General features: G+C 70.4%; 21 protein-coding genes and 1 riboswitch. Of the genes, 17 read left to right on the forward strand and 4 right to left on the reverse strand.

Features of this window, described 5'->3' with window-relative positions; genetic code table 11:
- The 3 genes from ACFYPJ_RS18085 to ACFYPJ_RS18095 form a co-directional block, all read left to right on the forward strand.
- Nucleotides 1–1,171 (forward strand): cbb3-type cytochrome c oxidase subunit I (locus ACFYPJ_RS18085; RefSeq protein WP_389017597.1); only part of this gene is annotated, 1,171 nt, incomplete at its 5' end.
- Complete coding sequence (locus tag ACFYPJ_RS18090; protein WP_389017600.1) at nt 1,168–1,566, forward strand: cytochrome c oxidase subunit 4; 399 nt, start codon at nt 1,168–1,170, stop codon at nt 1,564–1,566. The genes ACFYPJ_RS18085 and ACFYPJ_RS18090, both read left to right, overlap by 4 nt.
- A gap of 133 nt (nt 1,567–1,699) precedes the next feature.
- Nucleotides 1,700–2,986, forward strand: a complete 1,287-nt coding sequence (locus ACFYPJ_RS18095; protein WP_389017603.1) for an Ig-like domain-containing protein — start codon at nt 1,700–1,702, stop codon at nt 2,984–2,986.
- Nucleotides 2,987–3,064: 78 nt separating this feature from the next.
- Here ACFYPJ_RS18095 and ACFYPJ_RS18100 read toward each other — a convergent pair whose 3' ends face one another.
- Nucleotides 3,065–3,466 carry a hypothetical protein gene (locus ACFYPJ_RS18100; protein ID WP_389017607.1) on the reverse strand — a complete coding sequence of 134 codons (402 nt, stop codon included), beginning with the start codon at nt 3,464–3,466 and terminating at the stop codon, nt 3,065–3,067.
- A 145-nt stretch (nt 3,467–3,611) separates the two neighbouring features.
- Between ACFYPJ_RS18100 and ACFYPJ_RS18105 the strand changes: the two genes are divergently transcribed.
- The 8 genes from ACFYPJ_RS18105 to ACFYPJ_RS18140 all read left to right on the forward strand — a co-directional run bounded on the left by ACFYPJ_RS18105 (nt 3,612) and on the right by ACFYPJ_RS18140 (nt 11,548).
- Nucleotides 3,612–4,232, forward strand: a complete 621-nt coding sequence (locus tag ACFYPJ_RS18105; protein ID WP_376536708.1) for a heme-copper oxidase subunit III — start codon at nt 3,612–3,614, stop codon at nt 4,230–4,232.
- A gap of 74 nt (nt 4,233–4,306) precedes the next feature.
- A complete protein-coding gene (locus ACFYPJ_RS18110) occupies nt 4,307–5,119 on the forward strand; it encodes a c-type cytochrome (protein ID WP_389017610.1) in 813 nt (270 codons plus the stop codon).
- Complete coding sequence (locus tag ACFYPJ_RS18115; RefSeq protein ID WP_389017613.1) at nt 5,116–6,174, forward strand: Rieske 2Fe-2S domain-containing protein; 1,059 nt, start codon at nt 5,116–5,118, stop codon at nt 6,172–6,174. The genes ACFYPJ_RS18110 and ACFYPJ_RS18115 overlap by 4 nt, the downstream gene beginning before the upstream one ends.
- A complete protein-coding gene (locus ACFYPJ_RS18120; RefSeq protein WP_389017616.1) occupies nt 6,171–7,808 on the forward strand; it encodes a cytochrome bc complex cytochrome b subunit in 1,638 nt (545 codons plus the stop codon). Before ACFYPJ_RS18115 ends, ACFYPJ_RS18120 begins: the two co-directional genes overlap by 4 nt.
- 152 nt (nt 7,809–7,960) lie before the next feature.
- Complete coding sequence (trpD, locus tag ACFYPJ_RS18125; protein WP_389017619.1) at nt 7,961–9,040, forward strand: anthranilate phosphoribosyltransferase; 1,080 nt, start codon at nt 7,961–7,963, stop codon at nt 9,038–9,040.
- A gap of 203 nt (nt 9,041–9,243) precedes the next feature.
- Nucleotides 9,244–9,600, forward strand: a complete 357-nt coding sequence (locus tag ACFYPJ_RS18130; RefSeq protein ID WP_389017622.1) for a PRC-barrel domain-containing protein — start codon at nt 9,244–9,246, stop codon at nt 9,598–9,600.
- A gap of 29 nt (nt 9,601–9,629) precedes the next feature.
- On the forward strand, nt 9,630–9,800 hold the full coding sequence (locus tag ACFYPJ_RS18135) for a hypothetical protein (RefSeq protein ID WP_389018200.1): 171 nt from the start codon (nt 9,630–9,632) through the stop codon (nt 9,798–9,800).
- A gap of 83 nt (nt 9,801–9,883) precedes the next feature.
- A riboswitch (SAM riboswitch) is annotated at nt 9,884–10,000 on the forward strand.
- Between the two features lie 186 nt (nt 10,001–10,186).
- The gene (locus tag ACFYPJ_RS18140; RefSeq protein WP_389017625.1) at nt 10,187–11,548 is read left to right on the forward strand and encodes an aminotransferase class V-fold PLP-dependent enzyme; all 1,362 of its coding nucleotides are present in this window, start codon (nt 10,187–10,189) and stop codon (nt 11,546–11,548) included.
- 40 nt (nt 11,549–11,588) lie between these two features.
- On the opposite strand, the gene ACFYPJ_RS18145 is transcribed toward ACFYPJ_RS18140, so the two are convergent.
- Together ACFYPJ_RS18145 and ACFYPJ_RS18150 are read right to left on the reverse strand one after the other, a co-directional pair.
- Complete coding sequence (locus tag ACFYPJ_RS18145; RefSeq protein ID WP_389017628.1) at nt 11,589–11,870, reverse strand: Lrp/AsnC family transcriptional regulator; 282 nt, start codon at nt 11,868–11,870, stop codon at nt 11,589–11,591.
- Nucleotides 11,867–12,610 (reverse strand): rhomboid family intramembrane serine protease, encoded by a 744-nt coding sequence (locus tag ACFYPJ_RS18150; RefSeq protein ID WP_389017631.1) that lies wholly within the window; start codon nt 12,608–12,610, stop codon nt 11,867–11,869. The genes ACFYPJ_RS18145 and ACFYPJ_RS18150 overlap by 4 nt, the downstream gene beginning before the upstream one ends.
- Nucleotides 12,611–12,765: 155 nt before the next feature.
- On the opposite strand from ACFYPJ_RS18150, the gene ACFYPJ_RS18155 reads away from it, so the two are divergent.
- The 5 genes from ACFYPJ_RS18155 (at nt 12,766) to ACFYPJ_RS18175 (ending at nt 18,235) form a co-directional block, all read left to right on the forward strand.
- Nucleotides 12,766–13,005 carry a hypothetical protein gene (locus ACFYPJ_RS18155; protein ID WP_389017634.1) on the forward strand — a complete coding sequence of 80 codons (240 nt, stop codon included), beginning with the start codon at nt 12,766–12,768 and terminating at the stop codon, nt 13,003–13,005.
- Nucleotides 13,006–13,044: 39 nt separating this feature from the next.
- Entirely contained in the window at nt 13,045–14,388 is a 1,344-nt protein-coding gene (locus tag ACFYPJ_RS18160) for an NYN domain-containing protein (RefSeq protein WP_389017636.1), read from the forward strand.
- 209 nt (nt 14,389–14,597) lie between these two features.
- Entirely contained in the window at nt 14,598–15,632 is a 1,035-nt protein-coding gene (locus tag ACFYPJ_RS18165; protein WP_389017639.1) for an NlpC/P60 family protein, read from the forward strand.
- A gap of 367 nt (nt 15,633–15,999) precedes the next feature.
- Nucleotides 16,000–17,007, forward strand: a complete 1,008-nt coding sequence (locus ACFYPJ_RS18170; protein ID WP_389017642.1) for an NlpC/P60 family protein — start codon at nt 16,000–16,002, stop codon at nt 17,005–17,007.
- Nucleotides 17,008–17,038: 31 nt separating this feature from the next.
- Nucleotides 17,039–18,235 carry a hypothetical protein gene (locus tag ACFYPJ_RS18175; protein WP_389017645.1) on the forward strand — a complete coding sequence of 399 codons (1,197 nt, stop codon included), beginning with the start codon at nt 17,039–17,041 and terminating at the stop codon, nt 18,233–18,235.
- A 48-nt stretch (nt 18,236–18,283) separates the two neighbouring features.
- Here the strand turns inward: ACFYPJ_RS18175 and ACFYPJ_RS18180 are convergent, their stop codons facing one another.
- Nucleotides 18,284–19,525, reverse strand: a complete 1,242-nt coding sequence (locus ACFYPJ_RS18180) for a glycosyltransferase 87 family protein (protein ID WP_389017648.1) — start codon at nt 19,523–19,525, stop codon at nt 18,284–18,286.
- 189 nt (nt 19,526–19,714) lie between these two features.
- Here ACFYPJ_RS18180 and ACFYPJ_RS18185 point away from each other — a divergent pair, with 189 nt between their 5' ends.
- Nucleotides 19,715–20,857: a glycosyltransferase family 4 protein gene (locus ACFYPJ_RS18185; RefSeq protein ID WP_389017651.1), complete on the forward strand. Its 1,143-nt coding sequence runs from the start codon at nt 19,715–19,717 to the stop codon at nt 20,855–20,857.
- The last annotated feature ends 70 nt before the right edge of the window (nt 20,858–20,927 follow it).

Genomic DNA, 20,927 nt, shown 5'->3' on the forward strand with positions numbered 1-20,927 from the left:
TTCGGTCAACTTCATCACCACCATCATCTGCATGCGCGCCCCGGGCATGACCATGTTCCGCATGCCGATCTTCGTGTGGAACGTGCTGCTGACCGGTGTCCTGGTCCTGCTCGCCTTCCCGGTCCTGGCCGCCGCCCTGCTGGCGCTGGAGGCCGACCGCAAGTTCGGCGCCCACGTCTTCGACGCCGCCAACGGCGGAGCCCTGCTGTGGCAACACCTCTTCTGGTTCTTCGGCCATCCAGAGGTGTACATCATCGCCTTGCCGTTCTTCGGCATCATCTCCGAGGTCATCCCGGTCTTCTCCCGGAAACCGATGTTCGGCTACATGGGCCTGATCGGCGCGACGATCTCGATCGCCGGCCTGTCCGTGACGGTGTGGGCCCACCACATGTACGTCACCGGCGGTGTGCTGCTGCCGTTCTTCTCCTTCATGACCTTCCTGATCGCGGTACCGACCGGGGTGAAGTTCTTCAACTGGATCGGCACCATGTGGAAGGGCTCGCTGTCCTTCGAGACACCCATGCTCTGGGCCACCGGCTTCCTGATCACCTTCACCTTCGGTGGTCTGACCGGTGTCATCCTGGCCTCGCCGCCGATGGACTTCCACGTCTCCGACTCGTACTTCGTGGTGGCGCACTTCCACTACGTCGTCTTCGGCACCGTGGTCTTCGCGATGTTCTCCGGCTTCCACTTCTGGTGGCCCAAGTTCACCGGCAAGATGCTGGACGAACGGCTCGGCAAGATCACTTTCTGGACGCTGTTCATCGGCTTCCACGGGACCTTCCTGGTCCAGCACTGGCTGGGTGCCGAGGGCATGCCGCGCCGGTACGCCGACTACCTGAATCAGGACGGCTTCACCGCGCTGAACACGGTCTCGACGATCTCCTCGTTCGTGCTCGGTCTGTCGGTCCTGCCGTTCCTCTACAACGTCTGGAAGACCGCCAAGTACGGCAAGAAGATCGAGGTCGACGACCCGTGGGGCTACGGCCGCTCGCTGGAGTGGGCCACCTCCTGCCCGCCGCCGCGGCACAACTTCCTCACCCTGCCGCGGATCCGCAGTGAATCCCCGGCATTCGACCTGCACCACCCTGAGATCGCGGCCCTGGAGCAGCTGGAGCACGCCGGTGTCGGCAGCAGCGCCATCGCGAGCGGCAAGGAGGCCGGCAAGTGAAGATCCAAGGCCGGATGTTCATGTGGCTGAGCTTCTTCGTGCTCGTCGTGGCGGTCGTCTACGGCGTGTGGTCGAAGGAGCCGGCCGGTACCACGGCACTCTTCCTGGTCTTCGGCCTGTGCATCATGATCGGCTTCTACCTGGGCTTCACCGCCCGGCGGGTCGACGCGGGTGCCCAGGACAACAAGGAGGCCGACGTCGCGGACGACGCGGGCGAGCTGGGTTTCTTCAGCCCGCACAGCTGGCAGCCGCTCGCCCTCGGCATCGGCGGCGCGCTGGCCTTCCTCGGCATCGCCGTCGGCTGGTGGCTGCTCTACTTCTCCGCGCCGATCATCCTGATCGGTCTGTTCGGGTGGGTGTTCGAGTACTACCACGGTGAGAACCGCACCCAGTAACACGTACTGAACAGTCACGGGAGCCCGGATCCCCCTCAGGGAGGTCCGGGCTTCTGTCATATGACCCAACTACATTCACCCGAACGGGTCGCTCAGCGCGCCAGCGTTTGACGTTGCTCCGTACGGTGAGGCCATGAGCCACACTGCGTTCTCCCACGGCCCCCGACCCCACACCCGCACCGCCGTCGGCTGCACGCTGCTCGTGACCGCCCTAGGAGCCGGCGTCGCCGCGTGCGGCTCGGGCGGCGGCGACCCGCTGGCGGCCAAGCCGTACGACGCGGCGGGCCAGATCTCCTTCAACGGCCCCAAGGACGCCGGGAAGAAAGCCGACCCGGACAAGCCTCTGGAGGTCACCGCCAAGAGCGGTGACGGGCGCATCACGGATGTCACAGCCACGGACGCGACGGGGCGCTACGTGGCGGGCGAACTGGCTGCCGACGGCAGCCGCTGGCACAGCACCTCGCCGCTCGCCGCCGACGCCCATTACACCGTGCGGATCAGCACGGAGAACGGGAACGGGGCGCCGGGCCGCAAGACCCTCACCTTCGACACCAGCCGGCCCGACAGCAAGAAGACGCTGGACGTCACCTTCGGCCCCAAGGCCGGCGAGTACGGCGTCGGCCAGCCCATCACGGCCGACCTCAGCCAGCCCGTCAAGGACAAGGCGCAGCGGGCCGTCGTGGAGAGCGCCCTGAGGGTCGACTCCACGCCCGCGGTGCAGGGCTCCTGGTACTGGGTGGACGACAAACAGCTCCACTTCCGGCCCAAGGACTACTGGCCCGCCCACGCCACCATCCAGGTGCACAGCAACCTGGAGGGCATCCGGATCGGCGACCGGCTGCGCGGCGGCAAGGCGCAGCCCCTGACGATCACCACGGGGGACCGGATGGAGGCCGTCACCGACGCAGCCACCCACACCCTGACGGTCTACAAGAACAGCCAGGTGATCAACCAGATCCCGGTCACGACCGGCAAGCCCGGCTACGAGACCCGCAATGGCGTCAAGGTGGTGCTGGAGAAGGAGTACTTCGTACGGATGCGCGGTACCACCGTCGGCATCGCCGCAGGCTCGGCGGACAACTACGACCTGCCGGTGTACTACGCGACCCGCGTCACCTGGTCCGGCGAGTACGTGCACGCCGCTCCCTGGTCCGTGGGCTCCCAGGGCTCCGCCAACGTCAGCCACGGCTGCACCGGCATGAGCACCGGCAACGCCAAGTGGTTCTTCGACACCGTCCGACCCGGAGACATCGTCAAGGTCATCAACTCCAACGGTGACCAGATGGAGGACTTCGGCAACGGCTTCGGCGACTGGAACGTCGACTGGAACAAGTGGCGCACCGGCAGCGCCGTGACGGCGGGCGCCGGGAACACCGCGAGCCGGCAGGAGGCGGCACGGCTGCAGCCGGCCGCCCTGTGACCGGGCCGGAACACCCGCAGGTCCCGGGCCCCGGCAGGGGCCCGGGGACCTGGCTCAAAGCGAGCGTCCGACGCCCCGTCAGGCGTTCTGCAGCCGCTTCTGCCGCAGCAGGGAGGCCAGCGCCCCGGCGAACTCGACCGGCTCCACCGGCAGCGTCACCGCCGCATCGGCCCGGCTCCACGTGGCGAGCCAGGCATCCTGCGGCCGGCCGATCAGCAGCAGCACCGGCGGGCAGTGGAACACCTCGTCCTTGATCTGCCGGCAGACCCCCATACCGCCCATCGGCACGGCCTCGCCGTCCAGCACGACGGCGTCGATACCGCCGTGGTCCAGTTCGCGCAGCACCGCCGCGGGTGTCGCGCACTCGATGAACTCGACCAGCGGAACATCGGGTGCCGGACGTCGGCCGGTGGCCATCCGTACCTGCTCGCGGGTGTTGGAATCGTCGCTGTAGACCAGCACCGTGGCGGTCGGCTGCATGGATCCTCCGAGACGTCAGCGTCGTACGGACAAGGCCGTTTGGGCGGATGCTACCCCCATGAACACCACGTCAACAGCCGTATGACAGGCGAAGACACTCCGAACGGCACCCCCGGGAGTGAGGGCGAGATAAGCGACCGACATAATGTCGGTCGTGGCGACAGCAACGACAGTAGAAACCGGGCACGCGCACCCGTCGGTCAACCGGCCGAACCTCACCAGCGTCGGAACCATCATCTGGCTGAGTTCCGAGCTGATGTTCTTCGCGGCCCTCTTCGCGATGTACTTCACCCTGCGTTCGGTGACCGGAGAGGCTCACTGGAAGTCGATGGCGCACGCGCTCAACGTGCCCTTCTCCGCGACGAACACCACGATCCTGGTGCTCTCCTCGCTCACCTGCCAGCTCGGCGTGTTCGCCGCCGAGCGCGGTGACGTGAAGAAGCTCCGCGGCTGGTTCATCGTGACCTTCATCATGGGCGCGATCTTCATCGGCGGTCAGATCTACGAGTACACGGAGTTGGTGAAGAAGGACGGGATCTCCCTTTCCTCCGACCCGTACGGCTCCGTGTTCTACCTGACCACCGGCTTCCACGGGCTGCACGTGACGGGCGGTCTCATCGCCTTCCTGCTGGTCCTCGGCCGTACCTACGCGGCGAAGAGGTTCACGCACGAGCAGGCGACCGCCGCCATCGTCGTGTCCTACTACTGGCACTTCGTCGATGTCGTCTGGATCGGCCTCTTCGCCACGATCTACCTGATCAAGTAATCGGCGTGCCGCACGACGGCAACCGATCCATCCCAGAAGCATCGACGCAGAAGATCCTGACACCGGGGTAATCCGTGAAAAAGCTCTCCGCACGACGACGCCATCCGCTGGCGGCGGTCGTCGTCCTACTCTTCGCGCTGGCGGCCACCGGGGGGCTGTACGCCGCGTTCGCGCCCGCGGGCAAGGCGCAGGCCGACACAGCGGCCCAGTCCCTGACCATCGAGGAGGGCAAGAAGCTCTATACCGTCGGCTGCGCCAGCTGCCACGGCACCGGTGGCCAGGGTTCCTCGGACGGCCCGAGCCTCGTGGGTGTGGGCGCCGCGGCCGTGGACTTCCAGGTGGGCACCGGCCGCATGCCGGCCGCGACCTCCCAGGGCGCACAGGTCCCGGCCAAGAAGAACATCTACTCGCAGGCCCAGATCGACCAGCTCGCGGCGTACGTCGCCTCGCTGGGCGCCGGTCCCGAGATCCCGACCGAGGCGCAGTACGGCCCGGAAGGGGCGGACATCGCCAGGGGTGGTGAGCTGTTCCGCACGAACTGCGCGCAGTGTCACAACTTCACCGGTAGGGGCGGTGCGCTGACCGAGGGCAAGTTCGCGCCGAACCTCCAGGACGTCGCCCCGAAGCACATGTACGAGGCCATGCAGACCGGCCCGCAGAACATGCCCTCCTTCCCCGACACCACGCTGTCGGAGAAGAACAAGAAGGACGTCATCGCGTACCTGAACGCGGTCAACAGCAGCGGCACCGAGAACCCCGGTGGCCTGTCCCTGGGCGGTCTCGGACCGGTCAGTGAAGGTCTGTTCGCGTGGATCTTCGGACTGGGCGTACTGATCGCGGTCGCCGTCTGGGTCGCCGCTCGGACCGCAAAGGCCAAGAAGTCATGAGTAGCCAAGACATTCCAGAAGAGAACCTGCCGGCCGAGCAGGGCGCAGCCCACGGCGAGCTGGGCATCGCGGACGAGAAGAACCCGTTCGCCGACCCGGGGCTGCCGCCGCACGAGCACCGGATCCAGGACATCGACGAGCGGGCCGCCAAGCGGTCCGAGCGCAGCGTCGCCCTGCTGTTCACGGTGTCGATGCTGGCGACCGTCGGTTTCATCGCCTCGTACGTGGCGATCCCGCCCGACAAGTCGATCTTCGTCTTCCCGATCGGTCACGTCAGCGCGCTCAACTTTGCGCTCGGCCTGACGCTCGGCGGCGCGCTGTTCTGTATCGGCGCGGGTGCGGTCCACTGGGCCCGCACCCTGATGTCCGACGTGGAGATCGCCGACGAACGGCACCCGGTCTCGGCGAGCCCCGAGGTCCGCGAGCGCGTGTTCGCCGACTTCAGGCAGGGCGCCAAGGAGTCGGCGATCGGCCGCCGCAAGCTGATCCGCACCACGATGTTCGGCGCGCTCACCTTGGTGCCGCTGTCCGGCGTCGTCCTGCTGCGCGACCTCGGCACACTGCCCGAGTCCAAGCTCCGCCACACGCTGTGGTCGAAGGGCAAGCTGCTCGTCAACATGAACACCAACGAGCCGCTGCGTCCCTCGGACATCGCCATCGGCTCGCTGACCTTCGCCAAGCCCGAGGGCCTGGAGGAGCGGGACGAGGAGTTCCAGACCGAGATGGCCAAGGCCGCGCTGATGATCGTGCGGATCCAGCCCGACAACATCAAGGACAAGCGCGAGCTTGAGTGGTCGCACGAGGGAATCGTGGCCTACTCCAAGATCTGCACCCACGTCGGTTGCCCGATCTCGCTGTACGAGCAGCAGACGCACCACGTGCTCTGCCCGTGCCACCAGTCCACCTTCGACCTCTCCGACGGTGCCCGAGTGATCTTCGGTCCGGCCGGTCACGCCCTGCCGCAGCTGCGCATCGGCGTGAGCGACGAGGGCTACCTCCAGGCGCTCGGCGACTTCGCGGAGCCCGTCGGTCCTGCATTCTGGGAGCGCGGATGAGCACTGCATCGAACGAAGCACCCCGCTCGCGCGGGAAGGCACCGGCCGGCGAACGCGTCGCCGACTGGGCCGACGGCCGGCTCGGGATCTACTCCCTGGCCAAGGCCAACATGCGCAAGGTCTTCCCCGACCACTGGTCGTTCATGTTGGGCGAGGTCTCCCTCTACAGCTTCCTCATCATCATCCTCACGGGTGTGTACCTGACGCTGTTCTTCCACCCCTCGATGAACGAGGTGGCGTACAGCGGCTCGTACGTCCCGCTGCAGGGTCAGCTGATGTCCGAGGCGTTCAACTCGACCATGCACATCTCCTTCGAGGTGCGCGGTGGTCTGCTCGTCCGGCAGATCCACCACTGGGCCGCGTTGATCTTCCTCGCCGGCATGTTCGTGCACATGATGCGCGTGTTCTTCACCGGCGCGTTCCGCAAGCCGCGTGAGATCAACTGGCTGTTCGGCTTCCTGCTGTTCATGCTGGGCATGTTCACCGGCTTCACCGGTTACTCGCTCCCGGACGACCTGCTCTCCGGCACCGGTGTCCGCTTCATGGAGGGCGCGATCCTGTCCGTGCCGATCGTCGGCACGTACCTCTCGTTCTTCCTCTTCGGCGGCGAGTTCCCCGGCCACGACTTCGTGGCCCGGTTCTACTCGATCCACATCCTGCTGCTGCCGGGCATCATGCTCGGTCTGGTGGTGGGCCACCTGATCCTGGTCTTCTACCACAAGCACACGCAGTTCGCGGGTGCCGGGCGGACCGAGAAGAACGTGGTCGGCATGCCGCTGCTGCCGGTCTACATGGCCAAGGCCGGAGGCTTCTTCTTCCTGGTCTTCGGCGCCATCGCGGCCATCGCGGCCATCGCGCAGATCAACCCGATCTGGGCCATCGGCCCCTACCGGCCGGACCAGGTGTCCACCGGCGCCCAGCCCGACTGGTACATGGGCTTCGCCGAGGGTCTGATCCGCTTCATGCCGGGCTGGGAGATCAACTTCTGGGGCCACACGCTGGTCCTGGGCGTGTTCATCCCGCTGGTCCTCTTCCCGCTGGTGCTGATGGCGATCGCGGTCTACCCGTTCATCGAGTCCTGGGTCACCGGCGACAAGCGCGAGCACCACATCCTGGACCGCCCGCGCAACGCCCCGACCCGTACCGCGTTCGGCGTCGCCTGGATCACGATCTACATGATCACCCTGGTCGGCGGCGGCAACGACCTGTGGGCCACGCATCTGCACCTGTCGATCAACGCCGTCACCTGGTTCGTCCGGATCTTCTTCTTCCTCGGACCGGTCATCGCGTTCATCGCCACCAAGCGGATCTGCCTCGGCCTGCAGCGCCGGGACCGCGACAAGGTGCTGCACGGCCGCGAGACCGGCATCATCAAGCGGCTGCCGCACGGTGAGTTCATCGAGGTCCACGAGCCGCTCAGCCAGGAGCAGCTGCACACCCTCACGTCGCACCACCAGTACCAGCCGGCCGAGATCGGCCCGACGGTCGACGAGAACGGTGTGGAGCGGAAGGTGAAGGCCGCGGAGAAGCTGCGCGCCAAGATCAGCGACTCCTACTACGGCGAGGACTCCCAGATCCCGAAGCCCACCGTCGAGGAGTACAAGGAGATCACGAGCGGCCACGGCCACCACTGATCGCTGCGCACACCACGCCACACGCGAGGGGCCCCGTCCTCCCCAGGCTCGAAAGAGCAGGGGGATCGCCATCCGGACGGGGCCCCTCGCCGTATGCCGGGATCGATAGGGTGGAGGCCGGATCCGTACCGTCCACCACCCAGGAGCGGCTGATGAGTGCTGTGACCCCCGCTGGAGGCGACACCGCGGCGGGCCGTTCCTGGCCCGAGCTGCTGAGCGCGCTGCTGCGCGGCCACGACCTGAGCGCCGGTGACACGGCCTGGGCCATGGACCGCATCATGCGCGGCGAGGCCGCGGACGCCCAGATCGCCGGCTTCCTGGTGGCCCTGCGGGCCAAGGGAGAGACGGTCGAGGAGATCACCGGCCTCGTCGAGGCGATGTACGCGCACGCCAAGCCGCTGGACATCCCCGGGCCGGCCGTCGACATCGTCGGCACGGGCGGCGACCGGGCCCGTACGGTCAACATCTCGACGATGTCCTCCATCGTGATCGCGGGCACCGGCGCGAAGGTCGTCAAGCACGGCAACCGGGCGTCGTCCTCCGCCAGCGGGTCGTCGGACGTACTCGAACAACTCGGCGTCAACCTGGATCTGACGCCCGCCCAGGTGGCCCGGGTGGCCGAGGAAGCCGGGATCACCTTCTGCTTCGCGACCGTCTTCCACCCCTCGATGCGCTTCGTCGGCGCCGTCCGGCGCGACCTCGGGATCCCGACCTCGTTCAACCTGCTCGGCCCGCTGACCAACCCGGCGCGGGTCGGTGCCTCGGCGATCGGCTGTTTCGACACCCGGTTGGCCGGGCTGATCGCCGGCGTGCTGGCCGAGCGCGGCTCGTCCGCGCTCGTCTTCCGAGGGGACGACGGCCTCGACGAACTGACGACCACCGCCACCTCCCGGGTGTGGATGGTGCGCGACGGCAAGGTCACCGAGCAGGTCTTCGACCCGCGGGACGTCGGCCTGGACCTGGTGCCGGTGGAGGCCCTGCGCGGCGCCGACCCCGCCTACAACGCCGCAGTGGCCCGCCGCCTGCTGGACGGCGAGCCGGGCCCGGTACGGGATGCCGTCCTGCTGAACTCGGCGGCGGCTCTGGTGGCCCTGGAGCCGGAGGACGGGCCGCTGGTGGAGCAGATCCGCACGGCCATGGCCAAGGCCGCGAAGTCGATCGACTCGGGCGCGGCCAGGAACTCCCTGGACCGCTGGGCGACCGCCAGTCACGCCCAGGACTGCGACCGGTAAGGTCCACCGGCTCGCGACGCCCGGTATGGTTCCCCTCTCGCTCGGCTCCGCTCGCGCGGGAGGTGCCACCGGCATCGGACGGCGCGAGCCGTCGGCAAACCTTTCCGGCCATGGCACCAGCGCCGGGACGACCCGCGGAAAATACCAGGTCAAAGTAGAGTGGGAGGACAGGAGAGTCCCCGGCGGGCCGCGAGGAGCCAGGCATGATCCATTCAGCCGATATCCGTGAGTGGCGCAATCGTGACGTGATCGATTCCGAGGGTCGCAAGATCGGTGCCCTGGAAGGGGTCTACGTGGACACCACCACCGATGCGCCGGCCGTGGCCACCGTCCGTACCGGGCTGCCCACCCGGCAGCGACTCGTCTTCGTCCCCGTCGACGAGGCGACCGTGGGACCCGGATACGTGCGGGTGGCGTACACGCGGGGGCAGGTGAGGAAGGCACCGTCGATCGGCACGGACGGTGTCCTGCCGGCCGCCCGTGAGGAAGAGATCTTCAAGCACTACGACCGGCCCTACGCGCCCGGCGCCGATCGCGGGCGCCGCCTCGCGCGTCGCTGAGGCCGGACCGGAGGAGGCGGCCGCCCGTGTTGGCGTTCTTCCTGTTCCTGATCCTCGTGGCGGTCGGCCTGGGCCTGGTCGGCACGGTGGTGCAGGGACTGACCTACCTTCTGGTCATCGGTGTGGTGGTCTTCGTGGCCGACCTCCTGCTTTTCGGCGCGCGCTGGGCGCGGCGATCGCACCAGCGCCTCGTCCGGTGACGGGGCCGCGCCTACGCGTGTGTGCGTCCCGTCATCCGGACACGGGTTGCGGGCGATCGATCATCCGCGTACTTTTCCGTTCAGGTCATGAGTGACAGTCATTCGGCCCCGGCCGACTGTCCGGCAACCCTCCGTCCGTGGCGGGGTGCCCCGGGTGAAGACCAGGCCGCAGGCAGCGAGGTCTGCGGCAAGCGCGGACCCCTCGTGGAATCCAGGGGTCCTGGAGGTCGAGGGAGCCACCCGTGAGCAAGCGAATGCGATAGGGCCGCAGAGCCCCGCCTCCGCGCACCCTTTCACCCCTTTCAAACTTTCTTCCCGCGCTGAGCCGCACCCGCCGTCCCGGTGCTCGCGCGGTGAATTCCGCCTGCCTTCACGGGAGTTGTGCCATGTCCGTCTCCACCGCTGCCTCCGCCCCGGCCGTGTGTGCCCCGCTGCCCGTCCTGGGCCGTGACGTCACCGTCCCGCTCGTCACCGGCGGCGAGGTCACCTACGCCGCGCTCGACTACGCGGCCAGCGCCCCCGCCCTCCAGCGCGTCTGGGACGACGTCGCCGCGTACGCCCCTTACTACGGCAGCGTGCACCGCGGCGCCGGTTATCTCTCGCAGCTGTCCACCGACCTGTTCGAGAACGCCCGCGCCACCGTCGCCGGGTTCCTGGACTGCCGCGCCGACGACCAGGTGATCTTCACCCGCTCCACCACCGACTCGCTCAACCTCCTCGCCGCCGTGGCCCCGGCCGACTGCCAGGTCTTCGTCTTCGAGACCGAGCACCACGCCGCCCTGCTGCCCTGGAAGAACGACCGGGTCAGCTACCTCGACGCCCCCAAAACCCCGGCCCAGGCGGTCGCGACCCTCCGGCGGGCGCTGGGCGACCGCGACGCTGAGGCCCCGGCCCTGGTCTGCGTCACCGGCGCCTCCAACGTCACCGGCGAGCTGTGGCCGGTGCGCGAGCTGGCCGCCGCCGCCCATGAGCACGGCGCCCGGATCGTCCTGGACGCCGCCCAGCTCGCCCCGCACCACCCGGTGTCGGTGCGCGACCTCGACGTCGACTGGGTCGCCTTCTCCGGGCACAAGCTGTACGCCCCCTTCGGCGCCGGCGTGCTGGCCGGACGCGCCGACTGGCTGCGCGCGGCGGAGCCGTACCTCGCGGGCGGCGGGGCGAGCCGTACGGTCACCCGGCGGGCCGACGGAGGCGTGGCCGTGGAGTGGCACGAGACGGCCGCCCGCCACGAGGCCGGCTCGCCGAACGTGATCGGCGCCTACGCCGTCGCCTCCGCCTGCAAGGCGCTCACCGAGGCCGGCTTCGACACCCTGGTCGCCAGGGAGCGGCACCTGATCGACACGGTCCGCGCGGGTCTCGCGGAGGTCCCCGAGGTCAGGGTGCTGTCCCTGTTCGGCGACGACGCCCCCCGGGTGGGCGTGATCTCCTTCGTGGTCGAGGGCTGGAACAGCTCCCACTTCGCCGCGGCGCTCTCCGCCGAGTACGGCATCGGCGTCCGCGACGGGCTGTTCTGCGCCCACCCCCTCGTCCGCACCCTGCTGGGCACCGATCCGCAGTCCCAGGGCGAGTGCGGCGCCCCCGAGGCGGCACCGGGCGAGAAGTCCCTCAACGCCGTACGCGTCAGCTTCGGCGCGGGGACGCCGGACGAGCACGTGGAACGATTCGTGACCGCCGTCAGGGAACTGGTCCGGGACGGCGCGAAGTGGCAGTACCGCACCGAGGACGGCCGCTGCGTCCCGGCGTCCTGACCGGCCCCCGGAACGCGAGGACAGGCCCCCCGCGGGCCTGTCAGCTGTCCAGCCCGATGGCGAAGGCCGCTTCCATGTCGTGCCGGGAGTACGTGCGGAAGGCGACGTGGGTGTCCGTGGCCTCCACGCCCGGGATCTTGCTGATGCGGCCGGGGATGACGTCGGCGAGGTCCTCGTGCTGCCCGACCCGGACCATGGCGATCAGGTCGTAGGTGCCGGTGACCGAGAAGACCTCGCTGACGCTGTCCAGCCCGGCGATCTGCTCGGCGATCTCGGGGATCCGGTCCACGCTGGTCTTGATGAGCACGATCGCGGTGATCACGGCTGGTTCTCTCCCTCGGGAGCCGGAGCTGGGGCGGCCTTCACTCTAGCTGCACGTCCGAACCGCACCCAGGCGAAGACGAAGCCCAGGGAGAAGCCCACCAGATGGGCCAGATACGCCACCCCCGGCCCGTCGGTGGCCTGCCGCGCCGCCGCCCATTGCAGGGCCGCCCAGAAGGGCAGGACGACCCAGGCGGGAAAGCGCAGCGGGAGGAAGAACAGGAAAGGGAGGAGACTGGTGACACGGGCGCCGGGGAACAGGTACAGGAACGCTCCCAGGACTGCGGAGATCGCCCCGGAGGCGCCGACCAGGGACTGCTGGGAGGCGGCGTTGGCGGCGGCGTAGCCGATCAGTGCCAGGTAGCCGCAGCCGACGTAGAACAGGGTGAACCGCACGCGGCCCATCCGTTCCTCGGTCATCACTCCGAAGACGTAGAGGAACAGCATGTTGCCGAGCAGATGCACCCAGCTGCCGTGCACGAACAGGGCCGTGGCGGGGGTGAGGGCCTCACCGACCGGGCCGGCGAACAGGTTCGTGGGGATGACGCCCCAGCGCCGGAAGTATGCCCGCTGGGCGGCCAGCAGCTCGTCACCGGTGCCGTACGTCGTATTGAAGCCGGACGCGGGCCCGATCAGGAAGATCAGGCAGCACAGGGCGATCAGGACGTGCGTCATCGGCGCCGACGAGCCGCGGACCGCTCGGTAGATCCGCCGGGCCGTCGCGCTCCAGTTGCTGATCATGGCTACAGAGCATGACGTAAGGGGACGCAGTAGCACAGACCGCCTCGCCGCCACGGACGAACGGGCGACGAGTACCCGCCAGGCCGTAGGGTTACGAGCCACACGTGCCGGGCAGACCGCGCGTCACGGAGACTAAAAGGAGGCGAACGGTCGCGATGCCGGTTCCCCTGCCGACCGCCACGACGCGATGGCGCTGCACCCTTTGCGGCAACCTCACGCGTTTCGACGTCACACGCGCGTCGAGGGTCGTCGAGTACGTCCACCTGGACCTCGCCGGCGAGCCCAAGGTCGAGGAGCGCGAGGTGGTCAGTGAGACCATCGAGTCGGTGCGCTGCCGCTGGTGCAACGCGGCGGACCAGGTGGAACTGGTGGACAGGCCGGGTGCCGACTCCTGAGCACGGGAGACGGACCCGTACCGGTATTGGGGTGTGAGGATGGTGGAGACCACGAGCGGGGGGCCGGGCGACGGCACCGCCGAGGTGCTTGACCGTCCGCTGCCCGACGGTGTGCGACGCCGGGTCGTGCAGATCGTCTCGGACGGCTTCGGCGCTCTGACGGTCGGCGAACTGCCCGCCCAGCTGCGGCAGTATGCCCGGTTCGCTCCGAACCGCCGCGCCAAGTTCGCGGGCAATGCGATGGCCGCCGCCGTCGAGAGCGACCTGCTGTTCCGGCAGCGCATCGGCGAGAAGCTGAGAGAAGCGCAGCCGGAACTCTCCGGCGCGCTCGACTCCGGTGCACCGCCCCCGGCCGCGGACCCGCTCGACGTGGCGGCCGCGGCCTACGTACTGCGTCCCGCCGGCTGGGTGAAGCTGGTGGCCGCGGCCGGCGAGGAGGCTCAGCGGGCGGACGCCGAGCGCGCCGACGAGGAGAGCCGGGCCGAACTGGACCGGCTGCGCGCCGAACTGGACTCGGCCCACGAGCAGACCCGCGCCGAGACCGAACGGCTGCGTGCCGAACTGGACTCGGCCAAGCGGGAAGCCGAATCGCTGCACCGCAAGCTGCGTGCCGCCCTCAGCGACGTCAAGCGGGGCGACGCCGCGCTGCGCAAGGCCCAGGGCGAGATCGAGGCGGTGCGCGCCGATGCGCAGGCCCAGGTTTCCACGGCTGAGAGCGAGACCCGGCGGCTCAAAGCCCGCCTGGGGGAGGCCGAGGCCGCCCTGGAGGCCAGCCGCAGGGCGGCGCGGGAGGGGCGCAGCGTCGAGGGCATGCGGGTGCGGCTGTTGCTCGACACGGTGCTGGACGCGGCCCAGGGGCTGCGCCGGGAGCTGGCGCTGCCGCCCGTCTCGGTGCGGCCCGCCGAGACCGTGGACGCGGTGGAGCCGGGCCGGATGACCCCGAAGGACATCGCCGCGCGGGCGCTGTCCGAGCACGATCCGGCGATCCTGGACCAGCTTCTCGCCCTGCCGCAGGCGCACTTGGTGGTCGACGGCTACAACGTCACGAAGACCGGCTATCCGCAGATGCCGCTGGAGCGGCAGCGGCTGCGGCTGCTCGGCCAGCTCTCGCAGCTGGCCGCGCAGACCGGTGCCGAGGTGACGTGTGTCTTCGACGGTGCCGAACTGGCCGCGCCGGTGCTGCTCGCCCCGCCGCGCGGCGTGCGCGTGCTGTTCTCGAAGCCCGGTGTGACCGCCGACGAGCTGATCCGCCAGCTGGTGCGGGCCGAGCCGCCGGGCCGGCCGGTGATCGTCGCCTCGACCGATCGCGAGGTGGCCGACGGCGTCGCGCGGGCGGGTGCCCGTCCTGTGGCTTCTGCGATGCTTCTCAAGCGACTGCCGTAAACGGCAATGTCCGTACCTAATGCCCGAATTGGCGTGAGTGTCACGCAACGTAGCGTCAAATAAACATCACGGGCCGTTAGTTGTGGGCAAAGAATGCATGGTGTGACGGATTTTTTCTCCTGAGGATTTGAACTGATCACAACTGGGTCACTAGGGTCTGGCCTCGAACCTCCACACGGGTGATCACTCAAAAGAAGGAGCCCGTCTCCGTGGCGTCCCACCGTCGACCCAAGCAGCCGAGTCGCACTCGCGTGACCGTGCTGACCACCGCAGCCGCCGCTGCCGTCGCTCTGAGCGCGCAGGCGGCCAACGCGGCCCCCAGCGAGAAGCTGAGCAAGGACGAGGTCAAGACAAAGGTCGACAAGCTCTACGAGCAGGCGGAGCAGGCCACCGAGAAGTACAACGGCGCCACGGAGAAGCAGGAGAAGCTCCAGAAGGAGATCTCCACGATCCAGGACGACGTCGCCCGCGGCCAGCAGGACCTGAACAAGCTGCGGGACGGCCTCGGCGCCATGGCCAGTGCGCAGTACCGCTCGGGCGGCATAGACCCGTCCGTCCAGCTTTTCCTGTCGGCCAACCCGGACGACTACCTGGACAAGGCGTCCACGCTCGACCAGTTGAGCGGCCAGCAGGTCGACGCTCTGAAGAAGATCCAGGACAAGCAGCGCGAGCTGTCCCAGGAGCGGACCGAGGCGAGCAGCAAGCTCAAGGACCTCGACTCCACCCGCACCGAGCTGAAGAAGCAGAAGCAGGCGGTCCAGAACAAGCTCGCCGAGGCGCAGAAGCTGCTGAACAGCCTGACGGCGCAGGAGAAGCAGGCGCTGGAGGCCGAGCAGGCGCGCGCCAACCGCTCCTCTCAGGGTCGCGTCGACCTCGGCGACGTCCCCGCCGCCTCCGGCCACGCCTCGGCCGCCTTCGCCGCCGCCCAGAGCAAGATCGGCACGCCGTACGTCTACGGTGCCACCGGGCCCTCGTCCTTCGACTGCTCGGGCCTGACCTCCTGGGCCTACGCCCAGGCCGGCGTCTCCATACCGCGCACCTCCCAGGCGCAGGCCGGCGCCGGCACGCGCATCTACAGCCAGAGCGACCTCAAGGTCGGCGACCTGGTGCTTTTCTACGGCGACCTGCACCACGTCGGCCTGTACGCGGGCAAGGGCATGGTGCTGCACGCCCCGCGCACCGGCACCGTCGTCCGGTACGAGTCGATCAACAACATGCCGTTCCAGTTCGGCGTCCGGATCTGAGCCTGCGCGGCTCGGCCGACCGGGGTATCGAGGCGCCCGAACGGGCGAATCCCGGCAACCGAAACTGACTCCACGCCCCGCCGGTGACCTGCGTCAGCGGCGGGGCGCCACGTTGTGCGACCGCTGACGGTCTTTGGCCGGCGGGTATCCACGCGGCTACTGTCTGCCGCGTTTCCCCCACGACCCGGACACCCCGTCCCGGCACCGGGGAGACGGCAACCGTCCGCCGGCAGCGCGTGAGCCGAAGGGTGCGCCGGTGCCGTGGGCGCGTGCGTGCAGGCCGAAGGGCCGAGCGCGACCGCTTGTGGGCACCGGCCGTCCCCCGCAGGCGAGCGAGCGGTCACGAGGTGAAGGAGTGCGGCCTTCCGTGGGGTCCCATCACCGCCTTGCACCGTCCGGGTTCAACCGGGGCATCACCGTCCTGTGCGTTCTGTCCGCGGCCGCCGCGCTCGGCGCCGTACCGGCGGGCGCCGCGCCGCGTGACGACGCCTCCGCCGAGGTGGACCGCCTCTACCAGGAGGCGGAGAAGGCGACCGAGGTCTACAACAAGGCGAACGAGCAGACGCTGAGGCTGCGCGAGCAGGTCCGCGCCGCCCAGGACCACATCGCCCGGCAGCAGCAGCACATCAACGCCATGCGCGAGGAGTTGGGGGCGCTGGCCGGTGCCCAGTACCGCTCCGGCGGCCTCGACCCCACGGTCGCCCTGCTGTTCTCCGCCGACCCGGACGACTACCTCGCCAAGGCCAGCACCCTCGACCGGATCGGCATCCGCCAGGCCGACCAGTTGCGGGCGCTCCAGTCGGCCATGCGCGAACTCGGCCAGGAGCGCACCGCGACGGCCGGGAAGCTCGCCCGGCTGGAGCACAGCCGCAAGGCCGTCGCCGCGCACAAGCGGACCGTGGAGGGGAAACTCGCCAAGGCCCGGGCACTGCTCAACTCCCTGCCGGACGGCCGGCGGGTCGCCTACGAACGGGCCTCCCGCGGCAGCCGGGCCGACCTTTCCGGCCTGCCGGACGGCACCCCCCTGGACGCCCGGGCCGCCGCGGCCGTCGACGCCGCCCGCTCGGCCCTCGGCCGCCCCTACGTCTGGGGCGCCAACGGGCCCTCCGGCTTCGACTGCTCGGGCCTGATGCAGTGGTCGTACGCCAAGGCCGGGATCGCCATCCCGCGCACCTCGCAGGAGCAGCGGTACGCCGGCCGGCAGGTCCCGCTCTCCCAGGCCCGCCCCGGCGACCTGGTCGTCTACCGCTCGGACGCCGGGCACGTCGGGATGTACATGGGCCACGGGCAGGTGATCCACGCGCCCTACCCCGGCGCCCCGGTGCGCTACGACCCGGTGGGCATGATGCCCGTCTCGTCGGTCACCCGGGTCTGACCGCCCCGCCGCGGGCCGTACGATCGGGCAGATGGCTGGTCGTGGACACAGAGGGCGGTCGGCGGCGCTCTGGCTGCTGCTCGTCGCGCTGCTCGTCCCGCCGGCCGGGTGCGGCGGGCGGACGGCGGCCGATCCGGCCCGGGCCGAGGTGCAGCGGCTGCTCGACCGGCGCGCGGCGGCGCTCCTTGAGCACGACGGGAGCGCGTACGGCGCGACCGGCACCCGCACCGGGTACCCGAACCTGGACACGGTTCCGCTGGCGTCCTGGTCGTACCGCGTGACCGGCCTGCGGCACACCGGCGCCGACGCCACCGCCGAGGCCCGGCTGAGCTACCGGATCCGCGGCTACGACAGCGCCCCCGTCACCGCCGACCGGACGATCACCCTCAGCCGCACCGCCGACGGCAAGTGGTACGTCGACTCCGACCGGCCCGCCCGGCACGCCGGACCGCAGCTGTGGGACCAGGGCGAGGTGTCGGCCGTCACCGGCGCGCACAGCCTGGTGCTCGGGGTCGGGCAGTCCGCCGGGCAGCTGCGCGGCTACGCCCGGCTCGCCGACCGCGCCGTTCCGGCCGTGTCCGGGGCCTGGGGCACGGACTGGACCCGGCGGCTCGTCGTGCTGGTACCGCGCGACCTGGAGGGGATGGCGGGCCTGCTCGGCTCGCCCGCCTCCTCGTACCGGGGGATCGCCGCGGTCACCACCGGCGAGGCGGGCGGCACGGTCAAGGCCCCCGCGGACCGGATCGTCATCAACCCGGAGGCGTACGCCCAGCTCGGTGACGTCGGCAAACAGGTGGTGCTCTCCCACGAGACCACCCATGTGGCCACGCGCCCGCACACCACGCCCGCCACCCCGCTGTGGCTGTCCGAGGGGTACGCCGACTGGATCGGCTACCTCGGCGAGGGGCGTACGCCGACAGAGGTGGCACCGGAGCTGACCCGCGCGGTCCGCGCCCGGCGGATCCCGGCGGGGCTCCCGCCCGACGGGGATTTCGCGTTCACCGCGGACCCCACCCGGCTGGCCCAGGCGTACGAGGGCGGCTGGCTGGCCTGCCGGATGATCGCCGAGCGCTGGGGCGAGGCCCGGCTCGGCGCGTTCTACCGCGCCGTGGGCGCCCACGGACAGCGGGCGGGCGCGGTCGAGGACGCACTGCGCCAGGTGCTCGGCACCGGCGCGGCGGACTTCACCCGCCAATGGCAGGACCACCTCAGATCCCAGCTCTCCTGACCGGGTGGTCGGGCGAATCTCCTGAGCCGGGCCATCCGGTGGCCCGGCTCAGGAGGAGACCGGACTCTCCTCCGTACGGGCGGCCCGGCTCGGCAGGGCGGCGGCGGGCTTCGCGGGGACCGTGGCCCGCCACAGCCTGCGGGCCGCGAGCAGCGAGGCGCCGACCAGCAGGCCGTTGCGCAGGAACAGCAGGCCCGTGCCGTACCGGTCGCTGACCACGACGTGGGAGAAGCCGACCGGGAACTCCAGGACGGTCACCAGGGCGGCGGCCAGGACCAGCAGGGCGGGCGGACCCATCCGGGTGGCACGGAAGGACAGGCAGACCGCGGCCAGCCCGATCAGCCAGACCAGGTACTGAGGGCTGATCACCCGGCTCGTCGTGACGAACAGCAGCACCGCCGTGAACGCGGCGTCCGCGAGGGTGTGCGGTCGCGGCCGCATCCGCCGCGCCGCCACCCGCCACAGCAGCAGCCAGCCGAAGGCGACCGCGGTGAGCGCCAGCGCGGTGGTGCTCACCAGGCCGACGTACGGGCCCAGGAACTCCACCGAGCCGTAGTTGAGCAGTACCTCGCCCCGCCAGCCGTGGTGCCGCGCCACGTGGAAGACCAGGGCGCCCAGCGACTCCACCTCGGTGCCCCGGTCGCGCTGGAAGGCGAGGAAGGCGAAGGCGCCCGGCATGGCGAGGGCGAACACCGCCGCCACGCCCACCGCGCTCACCAGCGCGGCGCCCCACGCCCGCAACCGCACGGCACCCACCAGGAGCAGCGCGGGCCACACCTTCACCATCGCCCCGAAGCCGGCCAGCGCCCCCATCACCCGCGGCCGGCGGGCTCCGGCGAACAGCGTGGCCACCGCCACCGCGGTCACCATGACGTCGTAACGGGCGTAGGCCGTGGGTCCCAGCAGCGGGAGGCCCGCCACCCACACCCACGCCCCGCGCGGCGACTTGCCGGGGCGCCGGCCCGCGTACCCGAGCAGCGCGAGGACGGCGAGGTCGGCGAGGCAGGCCAGGACGAAGAAGGCGTCGGGGTAGGCGAGGAAGGGCAGGGCGCCCGGCGCAAGCACGGCGAGCGCGGCGGCGGGCGGGTACTGCCAGGTCACGTCGTCCAGCGGGAACGTCCCGTGGCGCAGCACCTCGAACCAGCCGTGGTAGATCACCGACACGTCGGTCGTGACGTCCGCGCCCGGGAAGACCAGCACCCGGAAGACGAAGAGGAGCAGCATCAGCCGGGTCAGCCCCCAGACCCCCAGCAGCCCGGCCAGGGACCTCCTCGCGCCCGCCATGTCCACCCAGCCCCTGTCCGTCGTGTCCCGTCCCGTGGAGTGACCCGTCCCGCGCAGCCATGATGTCGCGTCAGCCCGTGCGGGGCCCGGCAATGCCGCCGCGCGGCCCGGTCGCGTCGCCCGCCCGGACCGCCCCCGGGGCGGGCACCGGTCGCCGGTCCGCGGTGGGCGGGCGCGTTGGATAGGTTGGGCGTGATGCACAAGACCTTGATCGTGACCAACGACTTCCCGCCCCGGCCGGGCGGTATCCAGGCGTTCCTGCACAACATGGCGCTCCGGCTGGATCCCGGGCGGCTCGTCGTGTACGCCTCCACCTGGAAGCGCGGCCGGGACGGCGCCGAGGCCACGGCCGCCTTCGACGCCGAGCAGCCCTTCACCGTCGTACGCGACCGTACGACGATGCTGCTGCCCACGCCCGGGGCGACCCGGCGGGCGGCCGGACTGCTGCGGGAGCACGGGTGCACCTCGGTGTGGTTCGGGGCGGCGGCGCCGCTCGGGCTGATGGCGCCCGCGCTGCGCAAGGCGGGCGCCGAACGGCTGGTCGCCACCACCCACGGGCACGAGGCGGGCTGGGCCCAGTTGCCCGCCGCCCGGCACCTGCTGCACCGGATCGGGGAGTCCACCGACACGATCACCTACCTCGGCGAGTACACGCGCACCCGGATCGCCGCCGCGCTGAGTCCGGCGGCGGCCGGACGGATGGTGCAACTGCCGCCCGGGGTCGACGAGAAGACCTTCCACCCGGGGTCCGGCGGCGCCGAGGTGCGGGCGCGGCTCGGGCTGACCGACCGGCCGGTCGTGGTGTGCGTCTCCCGGCTCGTCCCGCGCAAGGGCCAGGACACGCTGATCCGCGCGTTGCCCCGGATCCTGGCCGAGCAGCCCGAAGCGGTGCTGCTGATCGTCGGGGGCGGGCCGTACGAGAAGGACCTGCGCAGGCTCGCCCACGACACCGGGGTGGCCGGCTCGGTCCGCTTCACCGGCGCCGTCCCCTGGTCCGAGCTGCCCGCGCACTACGGCGCCGGGGACGTCTTCGCGATGCCCTGCCGGACCAGGCGGGGCGGACTCGACGTCGAGGGCCTCGGAATCGTCTACCTGGAAGCCTCCGCGACCGGCCTGCCGGTCGTCGCCGGCGACTCGGGCGGCGCACCCGACGCGGTGCTGGACGGGGAGACCGGATGGGTCGTCCCCGGCAACGCCCCGGCCGAGACCGCCGAACGCATCACCACCCTCCTCGCCGACCCGGCGCTACGCCACCGCATGGGAGAACGAGGCCGAGCCTGGGCCGAGGAAAAATGGCGCTGGGACCTCCTGGCCCAGAACCTGAAACAACTGCTCTAACACGGCCCCCGACAGGGGCGCGGGGAACTGCGCGACCAGCCACACTCAAGCCGCACTCGCGCATGGCGAT

Origin of the sequence: Streptomyces sp. NPDC006012 (assembly GCF_042871185.1) — a bacterium.
Taxonomy (GTDB): domain Bacteria; phylum Actinomycetota; class Actinomycetes; order Streptomycetales; family Streptomycetaceae; genus Streptomyces.